This window comes from Methylobacterium sp. (assembly GCF_019745455.1).
Classification (GTDB): Bacteria; Pseudomonadota; Alphaproteobacteria; order Rhizobiales; family Beijerinckiaceae; genus Methylobacterium.
In genome coordinates this window covers 34,689-51,184 of record NZ_JAIETD010000065.1, presented here as the reverse complement: position 1 = coordinate 51,184, position 16,496 = coordinate 34,689, and the positions used below count along the sequence as shown (strand labels likewise).

14 protein-coding genes are annotated in these 16,496 nt (G+C 66.6%); 8 read left to right on the top strand and 6 right to left on the bottom strand.

Annotated elements, in window-relative coordinates; all coding sequences use genetic code 11:
- On the top strand, window positions 1-487 hold a 487-nt coding region (locus K2Y56_RS15175), incomplete at its 5' end, for a UDP-galactopyranose mutase (protein WP_292509051.1).
- Between the two features lie 88 nt (window positions 488-575).
- Here K2Y56_RS15175 and K2Y56_RS15170 read toward each other — a convergent pair.
- The 6 genes from K2Y56_RS15170 to K2Y56_RS15145 all read right to left on the bottom strand — a co-directional run bounded on the left by K2Y56_RS15170 (window position 576) and on the right by K2Y56_RS15145 (window position 8,276).
- Window positions 576-1,409, bottom strand: a complete 834-nt coding sequence (locus tag K2Y56_RS15170; RefSeq protein ID WP_292509049.1) for a class II glutamine amidotransferase — start codon at window positions 1,407-1,409, stop codon at window positions 576-578.
- Window positions 1,410-1,517: 108 nt separating this feature from the next.
- On the bottom strand, window positions 1,518-2,726 hold the full coding sequence (locus K2Y56_RS15165; RefSeq protein ID WP_292509046.1) for a carboxylate-amine ligase: 1,209 nt from the start codon (window positions 2,724-2,726) through the stop codon (window positions 1,518-1,520).
- The gene (locus K2Y56_RS15160; RefSeq protein ID WP_292509043.1) at window positions 2,716-4,485 is read right to left on the bottom strand and encodes an N-acetylglutaminylglutamine amidotransferase; all 1,770 of its coding nucleotides are present in this window, start codon (window positions 4,483-4,485) and stop codon (window positions 2,716-2,718) included. The genes K2Y56_RS15165 and K2Y56_RS15160 overlap by 11 nt, the downstream gene beginning before the upstream one ends.
- Before the next feature lie 631 nt (window positions 4,486-5,116).
- A complete protein-coding gene (locus K2Y56_RS15155) occupies window positions 5,117-6,331 on the bottom strand; it encodes a lytic murein transglycosylase (protein WP_292509040.1) in 1,215 nt (404 codons plus the stop codon).
- Window positions 6,332-6,821: 490 nt separating this feature from the next.
- Window positions 6,822-7,703 carry a polysaccharide deacetylase gene (locus tag K2Y56_RS15150; RefSeq protein ID WP_292509036.1) on the bottom strand — a complete coding sequence of 294 codons (882 nt, stop codon included), beginning with the start codon at window positions 7,701-7,703 and terminating at the stop codon, window positions 6,822-6,824.
- Window positions 7,704-7,901: 198 nt separating this feature from the next.
- A complete protein-coding gene (locus K2Y56_RS15145) occupies window positions 7,902-8,276 on the bottom strand; it encodes a transposase (protein WP_292509033.1) in 375 nt (124 codons plus the stop codon).
- Between the two features lie 239 nt (window positions 8,277-8,515).
- On the opposite strand from K2Y56_RS15145, the gene K2Y56_RS15140 reads away from it, so the two are divergent.
- The 7 genes from K2Y56_RS15140 to K2Y56_RS15110 all read left to right on the top strand — a co-directional run bounded on the left by K2Y56_RS15140 (window position 8,516) and on the right by K2Y56_RS15110 (window position 16,493).
- The gene (locus K2Y56_RS15140; protein WP_292509031.1) at window positions 8,516-9,748 is read left to right on the top strand and encodes an urea ABC transporter substrate-binding protein; all 1,233 of its coding nucleotides are present in this window, start codon (window positions 8,516-8,518) and stop codon (window positions 9,746-9,748) included.
- A 60-nt stretch (window positions 9,749-9,808) separates the two neighbouring features.
- Window positions 9,809-11,419 (top strand): urea ABC transporter permease subunit UrtB, encoded by a 1,611-nt coding sequence (gene urtB / locus K2Y56_RS15135; protein ID WP_292509029.1) that lies wholly within the window; start codon window positions 9,809-9,811, stop codon window positions 11,417-11,419.
- Between the two features lie 5 nt (window positions 11,420-11,424).
- Window positions 11,425-12,522, top strand: coding sequence for an urea ABC transporter permease subunit UrtC (urtC, locus tag K2Y56_RS15130; RefSeq protein WP_292509058.1), 1,098 nt, complete (start codon window positions 11,425-11,427; stop codon window positions 12,520-12,522).
- Window positions 12,519-13,229: an ATP-binding cassette domain-containing protein gene (locus tag K2Y56_RS15125; protein ID WP_292509027.1), complete on the top strand. Its 711-nt coding sequence runs from the start codon at window positions 12,519-12,521 to the stop codon at window positions 13,227-13,229. Before urtC ends, K2Y56_RS15125 begins: the two co-directional genes overlap by 4 nt.
- On the top strand, window positions 13,226-13,963 hold the full coding sequence (urtE, locus tag K2Y56_RS15120; protein ID WP_292509025.1) for an urea ABC transporter ATP-binding subunit UrtE: 738 nt from the start codon (window positions 13,226-13,228) through the stop codon (window positions 13,961-13,963). Before K2Y56_RS15125 ends, urtE begins: the two co-directional genes overlap by 4 nt.
- A gap of 21 nt (window positions 13,964-13,984) precedes the next feature.
- The gene (locus tag K2Y56_RS15115; RefSeq protein WP_292509023.1) at window positions 13,985-14,932 is read left to right on the top strand and encodes an acetamidase/formamidase family protein; all 948 of its coding nucleotides are present in this window, start codon (window positions 13,985-13,987) and stop codon (window positions 14,930-14,932) included.
- A 73-nt stretch (window positions 14,933-15,005) separates the two neighbouring features.
- Entirely contained in the window at window positions 15,006-16,493 is a 1,488-nt protein-coding gene (locus K2Y56_RS15110) for an ABC transporter substrate-binding protein (protein ID WP_292509056.1), read from the top strand.
- Window positions 16,494-16,496: the final 3 nt, after the last annotated feature.

Below are 16,496 nucleotides of genomic sequence, written 5' to 3'. Positions count from 1 at the left end.
GCCAATCGATGCGTATTTCGATCATTGCTACGGCCCGCTTCCATATCGAAGCCTTCGCTTCGAGCACGTCACGCGCAATGAGGAATGGCACCAACCCGTTGCGGTCATCAACTATCCGCAGACGGAGGAATATACTCGCGTCACAGAGTACAAGCACCTGACGGGGCAGGTGCACGATAGGACGGCGCTCACCTATGAGTATCCGGCGAGCGAAGGCGACCCCTATTATCCGATCCCCTGTCCTGAGCATCAGGAACTGTTCAAGCGCTACGAACAACGTGCCTCGGCGGTGCCCGACGTGTGGTTCGTGGGCCGCCTCGCAACCTATCGCTACTACAACATGGACCAGATCGTCGGGCAGGCTCTCGCGACGTTCCGACGGATCGACGCGGCAGTGCCACGGCACTCGGTTGAAAGGACGACCGCCGGTGCGTCGAAGGCCAATGAGATCCAGGGTGCCGCCTTGGCAGGAAGTTCTCCCTCCTGAGACCGGCAGCGCTCAAATCTCTGGCCCTTCCGTGATTTCGAACGACTCGGGACCCCCGATAGTCAGCCAAACCTACAGCGGCATCCACTCAGGGCTGAGGCTGCGTGTCCGGACCGCGCGCACGGCATTCCGCGATGAACTCATCCAGGGGAGCGACCTCGACCTTCTGGTCCTTGCGCGCGATCACGACGCTGTTGTCGGGAACGGCGATCCAATTCGCATGCTCCCGGTCCAACGGCTCGGAGACCACGACGACCTCCTCCTCCGAGGTCCGGTAATACATGCTGTTGGCAGCATCGTTGGCAGCGTAGCGGAAGGCGTACAGGTCCCGGCCATCGGCCAAAGCCGCCGTGAACCGGAACGGATGACCGCCGTCGGTGCCGCCGACGAGGTCTATCAGCGCCGCCAGGGTGTTGACCGTCGCGGCGACCGGGTCCCGTCGAGGACCAGACCCGACAAGGCCGGCCCCGAGGATGGCGAGGAAAATGGCTTCCGAATCCGTCGTTCCCGCGCGCGAGGGATAGAGCTCGTTCGGGATCAACGCTTCGACCTGTCTGCGCAGGCGACTCCAATCGCCGATGTAGCCGTTGTGCATGAACAGCCACGTCCCGCAGGCGAATGGATGACAGTTCTGTCGGGTGACCGGGGTGCCGGTCGCTGCGCGCACATGGGCAAAGAACAGGTGCGAGAGCAGGTGCCGGCAGAGATAGCGAAGGTTCTCGTCCGACCAGGCCGGCCGGATCTCGCGGTAGAGCCCCGGTTCGGGATGATCACCGTACCAACCAAGGCCGAAGCCGTCGCCATTCGTGCCGGCGGTGGATTCCAGGGCGTTGATGCTCTGCGAGACGAGGGAGTGGGCGGGTTCGGTGACGTAATGTTCCAGCGCGGTCGTGTAGCCACGATACGCGATCCAACGGCACATGAACGACCTCTTCAACGTTCTTCGGAGCCGAGTGCCATCGCGAGGACCGCAAGGCGAGATTGGGAGAGGACGCGACACCTTGAAAGGGGCGCCGACGGCACGGCGCGCTCATGTGGCGATAGTGTTCTCGGCGATCCAGTCGGAGACTGCGAGTAGCGCCGCGTCGGTGCCGGCCTCCGCCTCCTTCGCCTCGAAGACTGCGAGCTGTGCGTCCGCCGACGTCCCATTGGCGGCGATCGTCCGGCAATGTGCAACATCGGCAACGCAGCCGAGGGCTTCGGCATCCTCCGCCGTCATTGCGAGGACCTGCTCGAGAAACTCCCCTACCGGAATCGCACCCTCTCGACCGACGAACGTACCCCCGACGCCGTAGCGCTGCGCGCGCCACTTGTTCTCCTGGGCGATAGCGCGCGAGACTGCATCCAGTTCCTGATTGCCCCGAGGGTTCTGGTCGAGATGCCTGGCGAGCACGCGGAAGAGCGCCGCGATCGCGATCGTATCGTCGAGGCGCGTGCAGCAATCCGGCGCCCTCAATTCCAGGGTGGGATATTTGACCGAGGGCCGGATCATCCACCAGATGTAACTCGAATCCCTCATCACGCCCGACGCGACCAGCGCGGCCACGTACGCGTCGAACGCCTCGGACGTGGAGAAGAGTTCTGGAATGCCCGTGCGCGGCAACTCGTCGTAGGCGGCAAGCCGATAGCCGCGCAACCCGGTCGCGCGCCCCTGCCAGAACGGCGACGACGTCGAGAGCGCCAGGAACAGCGGCAGGTAGGGAATCATCCGGCACATCACCTCGACGCGCCGGTCGGGATCCGGGAGTTCGACATGGACGTGCATGCCGCACAGCATGTTACGCGTCCCGATCATCTGGAGATCGTCCATGATCCGGCTGTAGCGCTCGTGCTCGCTCTGGGCCGCATCCTGCCATCTGGCCGTCGGATGGGTGCCACAGGCCAGAACCGAGAGGTCGTGCTCGGAGGCGAGCGTCGCCAGGGTGCGGCGGATATATTGCAGCTCGGCGCGTGCCTCGCGCATCGAGGCATAGGGCGGCGTCGCCGCTTCGACCTGAGCCTGGAGGAATTCCCGGTCGACCCGGCCCTCGGTGGCAGCCTTCGCGTTGGCAAAGAGCACGTCGGGCGTCGTCACGGCGGCAAGCTTCGTTCGGCTGTTGGAAAGGAAATACTCTTCCTCGATTCCGATCGAATAGGCTCCCTTGGCGCGCTTTTCCGAGGCGGCGAGGCCGGCGAGCAACCGCTCGAAAAGCCATTGGTGAGGGCCGACGCCCTTCACGATATCCGGGTCATATTCCATGGGATTGCAGCCAGGACTCGAGCAGGGCGACCTGCCAGAGCTTGGAATGCCCTTTCGGCGTCAGGGTGCCGTCCGGATCGGCCAGCAGGCGATCGACATAGGCACGGTTGAACAGGCCGCGATCCCGGGCCGCCGGCGCATCGAGCACGCCACGCACGAAATCGAGATAGGGGCCGCGGATATGCTTGAGGGCCGGGACCGGGAAATAGCCCTTCGGCCGGTCGATCACCTCCCGCGGCACGACTTTGCGGGCCGCCTCCTTGAGGATGTACTTGCCGCCGTCGCGGACCTTCAGCTCCGACGGGATGCGCGCGGCGAGCTCGACGAGCTCGTGATCGAGGAACGGCACTCGCGCCTCGAGCCCGAAGGCCATCGTCATGTTGTCGACCCGCTTGACGGGGTCGTCCACCAGCATGACCTGCGTATCGAGGAGAAGGGTCTTGTCCACGGGGTCGGCGTCGCCCATCCGAGCGAAGAACTCGGCGATGAAGTCACGGCTATAATTTGCCCCGATCAGCTCGGGGCGAAGCGTTTCTTGCATCTCCGCGTGGTCGCGGTCGAAATAGACGCGGGCGTAATCCGCCACGGGGTCGGTCGATCCCATCATCTTGGGGTACCAGTGGTAGCCGGCGAAGACCTCGTCCGCACCCTGGCCGCTCTGGACGACCTTCACGTGTTTCGAGACCTCCTGGGAGAGGAGGAAGAAGCCGACGGCGTCGTGGCTCATCTGCGGCTCGGCCATCGCCGCGATCGTGGCGGGCAGCGCCTCCAGTGTCCTTGAAGCATCCACGGCGATCTTCAGGTGGTCGGTCGCGAATTCCCGGGCGATGATGTCGGAATACTTGAATTCGTCGCCCTCGATCCCGTTCACCGCATCGAAGCCGACCGAGAAGGTCTTCAGCCCGGACTGGCCCTTGCGGGCCAGCAGGGCGACGAGGAGCGAGCTGTCGAGGCCGCCTGAAAGAAGGACTCCTGTCGGCACGTCGGCGACCTGGCGGCGCTCCACCGCCGTTGCCAGGGTATCGAGCACCGCCTGCCGCCAATCCGACTCCGTGACGTTCCGATCCTCTGGTCGTGGGCCCATCTGGACGTTCCAGTAGCGCGTCTCCTTGCGCGCGCCGTCGGGCTCGATGGTCAGGATCGTCGCCGGGGCGAGCTTGCGCACCCCACGGATGATCGTGCGCGGCGCGGGCACCACCGCATGGAAGCTCATGTAGTTATGCAGGCCGACGGGATCGATCGTCTTGTCGATGCCGTCGCCAGCCAGCAGCGCCGGAAGCGTCGAGGCGAAGCGGAACTTGCCATGGGGCTCGGCAAAGTAGAGCGGCTTGATGCCGAGCCGGTCGCGCGCGAGGACCACGCGGCCCGTGTCGCGTTCCCAGATCGCGAAGACGAACATCCCGTAGAAGCGCTCGACGCAAAGCGGTCCCCAGGCGTGATAGGCCTTGAGGATGACCTCCGTATCGCCGGTGGAAAAGAAACGGTAGCCCTTGGCGGTGAGCTCCTCCCGCAGGGCTCGGAAGTTGTAGATGCAGCCGTTGAATACGATGGCGAGACCGAGTTCCGGGTCCAGCATCGGCTGCTGGGAGGCGTCCGACAGATCGAGGATCTTCAGCCGACGGTGGCCGAAGGCGACGCGCCCTTGAGCGAACACGCCCGCTCCGTCGGGGCCACGGTCATCGAGCTTGCCGGCCATGACCTGGGCGGCGCCAGGATCGGCGGGCCCATCGAAGCTAATTTCGCCGCATACTCCACACATCGATGCTCGCCACCTTCTGCACGAACGTCATTTTGCGATCGCGAGACGAGACCGCTGAAAGGCATGTCTATGCAGCGTCGCAACCCTCGTCTTCGCGCGCAGCACGGCCCGTCATCGTCTCAGCCGCGTTGCGCCATTCGGGTGCTCGGCGCGCAACCGCCTGTGTCTAATACGCCGTGAAACACGGCGGTTCCCGCTCACTCCGCGGGCAGGATGTCTATCTTCGATGCAGTTTTAGCTAGCTCCAGATCGCGGCCCGGAGCGTCCCTGAACGGCTGTCTGGGACTTTGATTCGTCTCGTGTGAGTGGATGCTGAGAAAGCAGTATTAATGATCATCAGAAAGTAAAAATACATTTTTGCTGCAATTTTAGGAGGCAATTGCGCAGTAAATATCCCCTCCAGTTCAAAAGTATGTGTTTCCTCAGACTGCCGGGAGGCGGACGTTTCCAGCTTGCGCCTCGTGCAGCGAGCGGAAGATGGTTGCGTCCCGGGAAGCGGACAGGCTGGTCGCGACCCAGCTTCTCTGTCGATGTGCGCTGTCGCCGCAAAGGAGCCTCTCTGGCGTCGACCATGGACGACATGCTGATCCCGGCCTGCTGAAGACTTTTCAGAGAACTTCGGCGACACGCGTCATGGCGAGGCCCGCAGCCGCTCTAGTAACGCGACATCAGCGTAGCCGTCCGGCCTTTGGCCGACAGAGCCCTGATAGGCACGGATTGCAGCACGAGTTTTCGGGCCGATCCGACCGTCGATGACTCCGACTGCATGGCCGTGTGCGCCAAGACGGGTTTGGAGGTCGCGACGCTCGGCGTCGGTAAGAGCCCGGTCGCCACGTGGCCAGTCGCGGGCGAAGGCCCCTTGTCCGCGAAGGCGGTCCGACAGATGCGCGACGGTGAGCGCGTAGGACAGCGATGTGTTGTAGCGCAGGATCACCGAGAAGTTCGGCCGCAGCAGGAAGGCCGGCCCACCTGCACCAGCAGGGACGACGAGGGTCGCCGTCGCCGCGCCTTCCGTATCGGACGGTGAAATGGCGCCCGCGCCAAGGCCACGCCACTCGTCGTGACTGCGCAGTGTGGTCTCGTCAGCCAAGGCGTAATCGAAGCTCTCCCCCAGGATGGCCTCGTTGCCCCAGCGCTCGCCACGACGCCAGCCCATCGCGGCGAGGTAGTTCGCCGTTGAGGCGAGGGAATCTGGCGTCGACCAGAGGTCGCGCCGTCCATCACCATCGAAGTCCAAGGCGTAGGTCCGGTAGACGCTCGGCATGAACTGAGTATGGCCCATCGCACCGGCCCAGGATCCAGTGAGCCGCTCGGGCGACACATCCCCCTGCGCGAGGATGCGAAGAGCCTCGATGAGTTCGTTGCGCCAGTAGCTCGACCGGCCAGGATCGCCGCAAGCCAGCGTCGCCAGCGACTGTACCACCGGACGCACGATCGCGGCATCGTCGAGCACTTTTCCGTAGCCCGATTCGACGCCCCAGAAGGCCGCGAGAGTGAAGCGGTCGATGCCGAAGCGCCGCTCGATCGCCTCGAAGGTGTCGGCCCATTCCGCGAGTTTGCGTTGCCCTTCAGCGATGGTTGCCTCGGTGATCGTGGCGTCGAGGTAGGCCCAAATCGGCTTGGCAAACTCGGCTTGGCTTTGGGTCGCCGAAAGCACAGCGGGGCTGGATGCCACACCAAGCAACTGCCCGTGCGCCATCCCTTGCGGTACCCCGCGGGCCTCCGCGTCGGCGCTGATCCCGCGAAGGCAGTCGGCCCAAGGTGATGTCTCCGAACGTCCCGGGCCGGTCATCGCGAGGGCCGCCGTAAAAACTGCGGCGCAGGACAGGCTGGCGCGACGTATCATCTGTACTCCTTTCGTGATGGCCTCCGCATTGCTGGTGGAAGTCCATAGGCCTCATCCCGGTTCGTTATCTAGCTCGACGCGATTGTCCAGGTTCGACCCCGCCCACCTGTTTTAGGTTCGCCACGGCCCTCGCCCCTCATCGCCGAGAGAACGCGACTGATGCCGCTTCCTGCCGGGTCGACCCTATGGTCTGCCGTCGCAGGGCCTCGTCGCGCTGGTAACAACTTGCGATCGGCGACGCCCTCTACCCACGAAACACCCTCCTTCGTGGTCGGCGTCCTTGCACCGATCGCCGCGTATTCGACATCGGTCAGATCGGGTTCATAGCGAAGACCCGCGCGGCTACGGTTTTGCCGGGCGAATGCGGTCCGGGTGGCAGACCCAGGCCAGGCTTCAGCATCCTCTTGGAAGCACCGCCCTCCCGACCCCTCAACCCTGCCTCAGACAATGATCGGACAAGCTCTTGGCTGAGCCGAGCTTCCCGGTTGCCTCAAGCGCTTCTTGGATGTCGGCGGGCGAAATCGTCCGCCATGTCGTTGAGCGTCACGAAGCGCACGCCCGGCTGACGGATCATGTAGGCGATGAGATCCTCGAGCATCAGGAGCACCTGCGGCCGGCCCGACACGTCCGGGTGGATCGTCATCGGGAACACCGCGTAGTCGTGCTCGCGGTAGACCCAGTCGAAGGTATCGCGCCAGGTCTGCCCGAGATCGCGCGGATTGACGTAGCCGTGGCTGTTCGGGAACTTCTTCACGAACATCATCGGCGGCAGGTCGTCCAGGTACCAGCTCGCCGGGATTTCGATCAGGCCCGTCTCCGTGCCGCGGGTGAAGGGCGTCATCCACTCGGCGGCGGGTTTGGAGTAGTCGATCGGCGTCCAGCCGTCGCCGACGCGCAGGTAGTAGGGCGTGAAGTCCCGGTGCATCAGGCTGTGGTCATACTTGATGCCCCGGTCCAGGAGGATCTCCACGCTGTTGGTGCTGACCTCCCACCAGGGCGCGACGTAGCCCGTCGGGCGCTGGCCGGTCAGCCGCTGAAGAACCTCGATCGATTTGTCGAAGACGTCCTCCTCCTGCTGGCGCGACATCGCCAAGGGGTTCTCGTGGCTGTAGCCGTGCAGCCCGACCTCGTGGCCGTGACGCACCACCGCCTCCATCTCGGCCGGGAACGAATCCACGGAATGGCCGGGAATGAAGAACGATTGCTTGAGCCCGAGACGCTCGAACAGCCGCAGCAGGCGCGGCACCCCGACCTCCGCGGCGAACACGCCGCGCGAGATGTCGCTCGGGCTGTCCTCGCCCTGGTAGGACCCGAGCCAGCCCGCCACGGCGTCGACATGGATGCTGAAGGCGACGAGGATGTCCTTGGGCATTGTGCTCTCCCTCTGCGCGAGCCGGTCCGCGGAGCCGGCTCCCCCACGCTAGACCCGGAATCCTACGCTCCCTGACACCAGCGGTCATGGTGTTGAGGTTCAGCCGGAGCGAAACTTCAGGTTTGGGTCGCGTCGGTCACCGTGACGGATCGAACCGCGGAGGCACAAGCCGCACCATTCCAGATCTGATGCCTTCGGCTAGCGCGTGGTGCGGACGAAGGCGAAGCGGCCGAGGGCGATGTCGCTGCCGCGATGGACCGGACTCGGGTGTCGCGTCATGCCGTCCCGATTCGCCGGCTTAACGGCACGGCGTCGCGCGGCTTCGGCTTCGGGCCTGTCGCGGCCGGCAAAGGTCAGTCTGGCGAGCTCCGCGCGCAGCCGGCTGTTCTCCTCCTCGATCCGCCTCAGGCGCGTAATCGCGACGGGCGGCAACCCACCGAGACGGCGGCGCCATCGATAGAAGGTGCCGATGGAGATTTTCGCCGAGGCACAGATCGTGGCGACCGGGATCCCCTGCTCCGCCTCCCTGAGCAGAAAGGCCATCTCGTCGTCCGTGTGCTGGGATCGGCGCATGAGCGCTGCCTTCTCTGGTTCGACGGCCTCGATCAAAAGCAAAACCCACGCCTGTCCAAACCAGCCCTCGCAGCGGGCTTGCGAGAATTTTGCTGTTTTCGGAGGGGTGCCGCCTATCCGTCGTGCGATCCGCCGACGATTTCCGCAGCCGTCCCGCAGGTCTGCAGGCTCTTTGAGCTTTGCTATGCCCCGCACCCGCCGGACAATGGAGGCGAGTTTAGGAATCCGGCGAGGAACGCATGGACAGGTTCACGAGGCGCTCATTCCTCACCACGTCCGGCGGCGCCGCCCTGGCTGTGGCCGCACCCGCCATCATCCGGCCGGGCTGGGCCGCCGACAGCGTCAAGCTCGGCTGCCTGTTCTCCTCCTCGGGAACGATGGCCAACATCGAGGGGCGTCTCAACTACGTCGTGCGCATGGCCGCCGACGAGATCAACGCCAAGGGCGGCGTCAACGGCCGCCAGATCACCGTCTCGACCTCGGACCCCGCCTCGGACTGGCCGCTCTATGCCCAGATCGGCCGCCAGATGCTGCAGCAGGACAAGGTCGCGGCCCTGTTCGGGTGCTGGACCTCGGTGTCGCGCAAATCCGTCCTGCCCGTGGTCGAGCAGAATGACGGCCTGTTGTTCTACCCTCTCCATTTCGAGGGCGAGGAGAACTCGAAGAACATCGTCTACGTGAACTCGCCGCCGACGAGCTCGGTGCTGCCGGCCGTCGATTACCTCATGGGTGGCGAGGGCGTCGGCGCCAAGCGCTTTTTCATGATCGGCTCGGATTACGTCTGGCCGCGGACCATCAACAAGCAGCTCAAGGCCTACTGGAAGGGCAAGGGCATCGCCGAGACCGCCTGGCGCGAGGAATACGTGCCGCTCGGATTCTCGAACTTCCAGACCCTGGTGAACCAGGTCCGCGCCTTCGCGGCCCAGCCCGGCGGACAGCCGATCGTCGTCCTCACCGTCGTCGGTTCGTCGATCCCGGATTTCCTGCGCGAATTCGCCAACCAGGGCATCCGCGCCACCGACATCCCGATCCTCGGCCTCGACATGGTGGAAGCCGACCTCGAAGGCCTCGATACGGCGCCGCTCGTCGGCCACCTCAATTGCTGGGCCTATCTCCAGGCCGCCAAGGGCGAGCGCAACCAGACCTTCCTCAAGGCCTGGGCCGATTACGTGAAGGCCAAGAACGTGCCCTTCAAGGGCGACGTCGTCATCGATCCGATGGTCTCGGCCTATGACAGCGTCCATCTCTGGGCGCTCGCCGCCGCCAAGGCCGGCACCTTCGACGTCCCCGAGGTCCGCAAGGCCTTCGCCGGCCTGAGCTTCGACGATCCCTCCGGCTACACGCTGAAGATGACGGCGGAGAACAACTACGTCTCGCGCGGCGTCTTCATCGGCTCGGTCAACGAGAAGCAGGGCTTCGACGTGCTCTGGCAATCGCCGGATGCGCCCAAGCCCGTGCCCTTCGGGATCTAGCCCATCGGATCGGAGGCGCGAGGCCTGAGCGGATTGTTCAGTGGCACTGTCAGGACCGATATGAAAGTCGCCATCGGCGCGCTTCTGGCCCTCCTGCTTTGGACGGGCGCCGCGTCTGCGGACGCTCTCGACCGGGGCGCCTTCGCGGCCGCTCTCTGCGGTGATGCGGCGAGCCTCGGCAACGCTGCCGAAGCGGTCACCGGACGGGCGGCGGACCTTTCTGCGGAGGATCTCGCCTGGGCGGCTCAGCCCCTGCGCGGAATCCTCGAACGCCGCCTGGTCTGCCTCGGCACCAGCGCGATTCTGCTCGACCGGCCCGGCGCGGGCGAGGGCCGATCCGTCGTCTCCGGCGACCCTCAGCCCGCCGCGGGCGCCCGCGCTTCGGTGCTCGGGCTGCGCCAGCGGGCATTGGTGGAAACCGCCGACGGCGTGCTCGCGCTCCTCACCGCGCCGCAGGTGGACGTCCGTGCCGCAGGCCTGCGCGCAGCCGAGCGGCGCATCGCTGCCGTTCCGGACGGGGTCTTCGCCCGCGCGGAGGCGGCCGAGACGGATGCCGGCCTCAAGGCTGCGATCGCCAGCGTCGCGGAGGCTGCGGCCCTGACCTCGCCCGATCCTCAGCGTCGCCTCGCAGCCATCGCCCGCGTGGCGGGGGCGCCGTCGAGCAACGCGCTCTCGCGCCTCTCCGCCCTCAAGGCGGATGCCGCCTACGCCGCCGATCCGGCCTTCCGAACCGCCCTCGATGCCGGGATCGCCAGGGTGGAACGGGCGGTGGCAATCGGGAACGGCCTCGCGATCCTCTATAACGGGCTGAGCTTTGCCAGCATCCTGTTCATGGCCGCGGCCGGCCTCGCGATCATCTTCGGGCTGATGGGCGTGATCAACCTCGCCCAGGGCGAGTTCATCATGATCGGGGCCTACGCCACCTACGGCGTACAGGAGGCCCTGCGGATCGTCGCGCCGGCATGGCTCGACCTCTACCTGATCCTGGCGATTCCGGTCGCCTTCCTGGCCACCGCCCTGGTCGGCATCACGATCGAGGCGCTGGTGCCGCGCCACCTCTACCGCCGGCCCCTGATGAGCCTGCTCGCCACCTGGGCGGTCAGCCTGTTCCTGATCAACCTCGTGCGGGTCGCCTTCGGCACCCGCAACCTGCAATTCACGATGCCGTCCTACGTCAGCGGCGGGGTCGCGCTCTATGCCGACTTCGTCGTGACCTGGAACCGGCTCTTCGCGATCGGTTTCGCCGCCGGCACCCTCGTCCTCACCCTCCTGATCCTGCGCGCGACGCCGCTCGGGCTCAACATCCGCGCGGTGACGCAGAACCGCGACATGGCCGGCTGCCTCGGCATTCCGACGCGGCAGGTCGACCGCCTCGCCTTCGGCTTCGGCTCGGGCCTGGCGGGGCTCGCCGGCGTAGCGCTGGCGCCGATCTACAGCGTCAACCCGCAGATGGGCGCGACCTTCATCATCGACAGCTTCATGGTGGTGGTGCTCGGCGGCGTCGGCACCGTGATGGGCACCCTCGTGGCGGCCCTCGGCGTCGGCCAGATCAACGTCCTGATCGAGCCGTTCTACGGCGCCGTGGCGGCCAAGGTCATCGTCCTCGTCGGCATCATCCTGTTCCTGCAATGGCGGCCCGAAGGGCTCGTCGCGGCGAGGCGGCGGCGATGAACGCGGTGACCGGCTCCCTTGCCGCGACTCCGGCCGTCACGCCCGTGCCGGCAAGGCGGCGGTACGATCCGAGCCTCCTCGGCCTCGCCGCTGCCCTCGTTGCCGCTGCGCTCGTTCTCGGCCTCGCCCGGCCGGAAAGCTACCTCGTCAACGCCGTGGGGCAGCTCGCGGCCCTGGCGATCCTCGCCGTCTCCCTCGACCTCGTCTGGGGCTATCTGGGCATCCTGTCGCTCGGCCACGGCCTGTTCTTCGCCATCGGCGGCTACGTCTGCGCCATGCATCTCTCGGCCCATGCCTACGCCGTCACGGGCGCGGCGCCGGACGTGATGCAGTTCATGGGCTGGACCAGCCTGCCGTTCTACTGGACCGGCATGACGAGCGCGCCCTACGCGCTGGTCCTCGGCATCGCGCTCGCCGTCCTCGTCGCGCTGGTCTTCGGCTGGGCCTCGTTCCGCTCGCGGGTCAACGGCGTCTATTTCTCGATCATCAGCCAGGCGCTGGTCTACGTCGCGATGCTGCTGATGTTCCGCAACGATACGGGCTTCGGCGGCAACAACGGCATGACCGGCTTCACGCTGCTGTTCGGACAGCCCATGGGCGCGCCTGGCACGGTGCTGGCCCTGACGATCGTGACGATCCTCGCCCTGGCGGCGGTTCTCATCGGCTGCGGCCGGCTGGTGGCGAGCGGGATCGGCCGGCAGATGCTGGCCTGCCGCGACGACGAGACGAGGCTTCGCACCCTCGGCTACGGCACCACGGCGCTCAAGCTGAAGATCTGGTGCCTCTCCGCCGCGATCGCGGCTTTGGCCGGCATCCTCTACGTGCCGCAGGTCGGCATCATCAACCCGCGCGTCCTCTCACCCGACCTCTCGCTGGAGATCGCGGTCTGGGTCGCGATCGGCGGCCTCGGGCGCCTGAGCGGCGCCGTCATCGGCGCCATCCTCGTCAATGCGCTGAAGTTCTGGCTGACCTCGGCGATGCCCGAGGCCTGGCCCTTCATCCTCTCGGGCCTCGTGCTGCTCGTGGTCCTCGTCCTGCCCAACGGTCTCCTCGATCTCGGCCGCCTCAAACCCACTTGGCTGCGCCGCGGGATGCCGCGATGAGCGCCCTCGTGGTCGAGTCCCTCAGCGTCGTCTTCGGCGGCTTTCGCGCCCTCGACGACCTGTCGCTGGCCATCGATGCCGGCGAGATCCGAGGGATCATCGGCCCCAACGGGGCGGGCAAGACGACCCTCCTCGACGTGATCTCGGGCATCACGCGGGCGCGCTCTGGCCGGGTCGTGCTCGGCGAGGCGATCGAACTGACGCGGTCGTCCGAGGCAGAGATCGCCCGGGCCGGGGTTCGCCGGAAATTCCAGAAGCCGAGCGTCTTCCCGGCGCTCAGCGTGCGCGAGAACCTGGAGATCGGCTGCGGCGCCGGATGCCCGCCCGCCGAGCGTCCGCGCCGGATCGTCGAGGCTCTCACGATCGCCGGCCTGGAAAGCCAAGCCGACCGTCTCGCCGGGCTCCTGGCCCATGGCGAGAAGCAATGGCTCGAGATCGCCATGGTGCTGGCCTCGGACCCGCGGGTGATCCTCCTCGACGAGCCCGTGGCCGGGCTCTCGGACGAGGAGACGGAGCGCACCGTCGAGCTCATCCGCGTTCTGCGCCGACCCGACCGGGCAATTGTCGTCGTCGAGCACGACATGGCCTTCGTCGAGGCGGTGGCCGACCGGGTCACGGTCCTGCACGAGGGCCGCACCCTCTATGAGGGCGCCATGGCCGGCGCCCGCACCGAACCCCGGGTCATTGAGGTCTATCTCGGCCGATGACGACACGCCCTCCCTTGAGCCTCACGATCGCCGGCCTCGACCAGCATTACGGCAGCGCGCAGGTCCTGCGCGGCATCGATCTCTCGGTCGCGCCGGGCGCCTGCCTCGCGGTGCTCGGGCGCAACGGGGCGGGCAAGACCACGCTCCTGCGCTGCATCGCGGGCGTGCTGCCGGCGACCCGCGGCCGGATCGACCTCGGCGAGGCCGCGATCGCGGGTGAGCCGCCCCATCGCCGCGCCCGGCGGGGCCTCGCCTACGTGCCTCAGGGCCGCGAGATCTTCCCCGACCTCACGGTGCGCGAGAACATGCTCGCCGCCGCCCGCGCCCATGGCCAGGAGCGCAGCGGCGCGATCGAGGAGGCGGTCGACCTCTTCCCCGCGCTTCGCGACCTCTGGAGCCGGAACGGCGGCAATCTTTCGGGCGGCCAGCAGCAGCAGCTCGCCATCGCCCGTGCCCTGGCGACGCGCCCGCGTCTCCTCCTTCTCGACGAGCCGACCGAAGGCATCCAGCCCTCGATCGTCGATGCCATCGAGCGGGTTATCGCCGGGCTCAAGGGCCGGATCACCGTGCTCCTCGTCGAGCAATGCCTCGATTTCGCCCTTCGGCTCGCCGACGCCTTCCTCGTGCTTTCGCGTGGCAGCGTCGTCGAACACGGCCTCATCCAGGACGGCACCTCGGACCCGCAAAGCCGCGCCGAGGCGAAAGCCGCCCTGTCCCGTCACATCGCGATCTGACCGACAACACCGGAGGACATCATGTCGAGGCATCACGAGATTCCGGCCACGCCCGAGAACATGGTGCTGGGCTTCTTCGACGCCGCCCTTCCGCCACTCCTCACGGTGGAATCGGGAGACACGGTGACGATGCACTCGTTCCCGGCGGGCGGGCGGGAAAGCGTCCATCCCGACCCGGCACGGGTACCCGCCGATTATCTTGCCGCCCTCGATACCCTGCCGCCCGGGCCGGGGCCGCACTTCGTCACCGGCCCGGTCCATGTGGCCGGCGCGATGCCCGGCGACGTGCTGCAGGTCGACATCCTGGATCTGAAGTTCCGCATGGACTGGGGCTTCGTCGCGATCCTACCCCTGCTCGGCACGCTCCCGGACGAATTCACCGATTACGAGACCATCCATCCCGACATCGACCTCGCCAAGGGCGTCTGCCGGATGCCCTGGGGCGCCGAGATCCCCCTCGATCCGTTCTTCGGCATCATGGGGACGGCACCGCCCGCCGCCTGGGGCAGGGTCGGCTCTCCCGTGCCGCGGTGCTTTGGCGGCAACATGGACAACAAGGAGCTGAAGGTCGGCACCACCCTCTACCTGCCGGTCTTCAACGAGGGCGGCGGATTCTATGCCGGCGACGGCCACGGGGTGCAGGGCGACGGCGAGGTGTGCATCACCGCCCTCGAGACGGGGCTCACCGGCACGTTCCGGCTCACCCTGCGCAAGGATCTCGGCTACGCTTGGCCCTTCGCCGAGACGGCGACGCACCTGATGTCGATCGGCCTCGACGAGGATCTCGACGACGCCATGAAGCAGGCCGTGCGCGAGATGATCCGCCACGTCTGCGCCCGGACCGAGCTCACGCGGAACCAAGCCTACATGCTGTGCTCGCTCGCCGGAAACCTGCGCATCACCCAGACCGTCGACGGCAACAAGGGCGTCCACATGCTCCTGCCCAAGGATGCCCTCGCCGCACTTTGAGTTTGCCCGCGCCAGCCGCACGATGGCCGGCGTTTCGAGCCTGTCGCCATTCCTCCGATCGGAAGAGCCCATGATGCGCGCCGTCCTCGCCTGCCTCCTCGCCGTAGGGCTCGTCTCGACGCCGCTGCAGGCTCAGACCCTGCGCTTCGGCCTGATGGAGGATCCGGACGCCCTCGACCCGACCCTGGCTCGAACCTTCACGAGTCGGATGGTCTTCGCGGCGCTCTGCGACAAGCTGGTCGATATCGGCCCCGACCTGAAGCCGGTGCCCCAGCTCGCCACGTCGTGGAGCCTTTCGGCCGACGAGAAGGTGCTGACCATGGCCCTGCGGCCCGGTGTGACGTTCCACGACGGCGAGCCCCTCGATGCGGCGGCGGCGAAGTTCAGCATCGAGCGCCACCTCAAGATGCCGGGCTCGCAGCGGCGCGGCGAGATCTCCCCCATCGATACCGTCGAGGTCGTCGACGACCTGACCTTCCGGATCAACTTGAAGACGCCGTTCGCGCCCCTGCTCGCGCAGTTCACCGACCGAGCCGGGATGATGGTCTCACCGAAAGCCGCGACGGCGCTCGGCGACAAGTTCTCGACCGCTCCGGTCTGCGCCGGGCCGTTCAAGTTCGTCGAGCGGGTGCCGCAGGACCGGATCGTGGTCGAGCGTTTCGACGGCTACTGGAACAAGGACCAGATCCAGATCAAACGCATCGAGTTCCGCCCGATCCCCGACGGCACGGTGCGCCTGACCAACCTCCGCTCCGGTCAGCTCGATCTCCTCGAGCGCCTCGCCCCCAACGACCTCGCGCAGGTGAAGCGCGACCCCAAGCTGAAGGTCGGATCCACGGTCGAGCTCGGCTTTCAGAGCATCGTCTTCAACACGGCCAAGGACACGCCGATCGGAAAGGATGCGCGCGTCAGGGCCGCCTTCGAGGCCTCGATCGACCGCAACGCGATCAATCAGGTCGTCTTCAATGGCGAGTTCGTGCCGGGCAACCAATGGGTCCAGCCGAAGAACCCGAACTACCTCTCCGAGTTTCCGCTGCCGAAGCGGGACGTGGCCAAGGCCAAGGCGCTCCTCGCCGAGGCCGGCGTGACGAATCCGGTCGTCAACCTCGTCGTCTACGCCAACAGCGAGGCGCCGCTCGTCGGGCAGGTAATCCAGGCCATGACCAAGGAGGCGGGCTTCGACGTGCGCCTGCAGGCCACTGATTTCACCACGGCGCTGGATCTCGCCGACAAGGGTAACTTCGAGGCCTATCTCTACAATTGGAGCGGCAGGCCCGACCCCGACGGCAACACCTTCAGCTTCCTCGCCTGCAAGACGCCGCTGAACTACAGCCGCTATTGCAACCCCGAAGCCGATGCGTCGATGTCCGCCTCGCGCCTGTCGACGGACCCCGCCAAGCGCAGGGCCGCCTGGAAGTCGCTGGCGGACCGGATCCTCGCCGACAGGCCGTTCCTGTACCTGTTCCACCGCCGGCTGCTCTGGGCCTACACCACCAAGCTCACCGGCTTCGGCGATTATCCGGACGGCCTCGTGCGCTACACCGGGCTGAAGCTCGATTGACCG

Excerpts from the sequence above, each read along its gene's own strand:
- K2Y56_RS15110 (WP_292509056.1), top strand. The coding sequence starts at position 15,006 with ATGCGCGCCGTCCTCGCCTGCCTCCTCGCCGTAGGGCTCGTCTCGACG.
- urtE (WP_292509025.1), top strand. The coding sequence starts at position 13,226 with ATGACGACACGCCCTCCCTTGAGCCTCACGATCGCCGGCCTCGACCAG.
- urtB (WP_292509029.1), top strand. The coding sequence starts at position 9,809 with ATGAAAGTCGCCATCGGCGCGCTTCTGGCCCTCCTGCTTTGGACGGGC.
- K2Y56_RS15160 (WP_292509043.1), bottom strand. The coding sequence starts at position 4,485 with ATGTGTGGAGTATGCGGCGAAATTAGCTTCGATGGGCCCGCCGATCCT.
- K2Y56_RS15170 (WP_292509049.1), bottom strand. The coding sequence starts at position 1,409 with ATGTGCCGTTGGATCGCGTATCGTGGCTACACGACCGCGCTGGAACAT.
- K2Y56_RS15125 (WP_292509027.1), top strand. The coding sequence starts at position 12,519 with ATGAGCGCCCTCGTGGTCGAGTCCCTCAGCGTCGTCTTCGGCGGCTTT.
- K2Y56_RS15165 (WP_292509046.1), bottom strand. The coding sequence starts at position 2,726 with ATGGAATATGACCCGGATATCGTGAAGGGCGTCGGCCCTCACCAATGG.
- K2Y56_RS15155 (WP_292509040.1), bottom strand. The coding sequence starts at position 6,331 with ATGATACGTCGCGCCAGCCTGTCCTGCGCCGCAGTTTTTACGGCGGCC.
- K2Y56_RS15150 (WP_292509036.1), bottom strand. The coding sequence starts at position 7,703 with ATGCCCAAGGACATCCTCGTCGCCTTCAGCATCCATGTCGACGCCGTG.
- K2Y56_RS15145 (WP_292509033.1), bottom strand. The coding sequence starts at position 8,276 with ATGCGCCGATCCCAGCACACGGACGACGAGATGGCCTTTCTGCTCAGG.
- K2Y56_RS15140 (WP_292509031.1), top strand. The coding sequence starts at position 8,516 with ATGGACAGGTTCACGAGGCGCTCATTCCTCACCACGTCCGGCGGCGCC.
- K2Y56_RS15115 (WP_292509023.1), top strand. The coding sequence starts at position 13,985 with ATGTCGAGGCATCACGAGATTCCGGCCACGCCCGAGAACATGGTGCTG.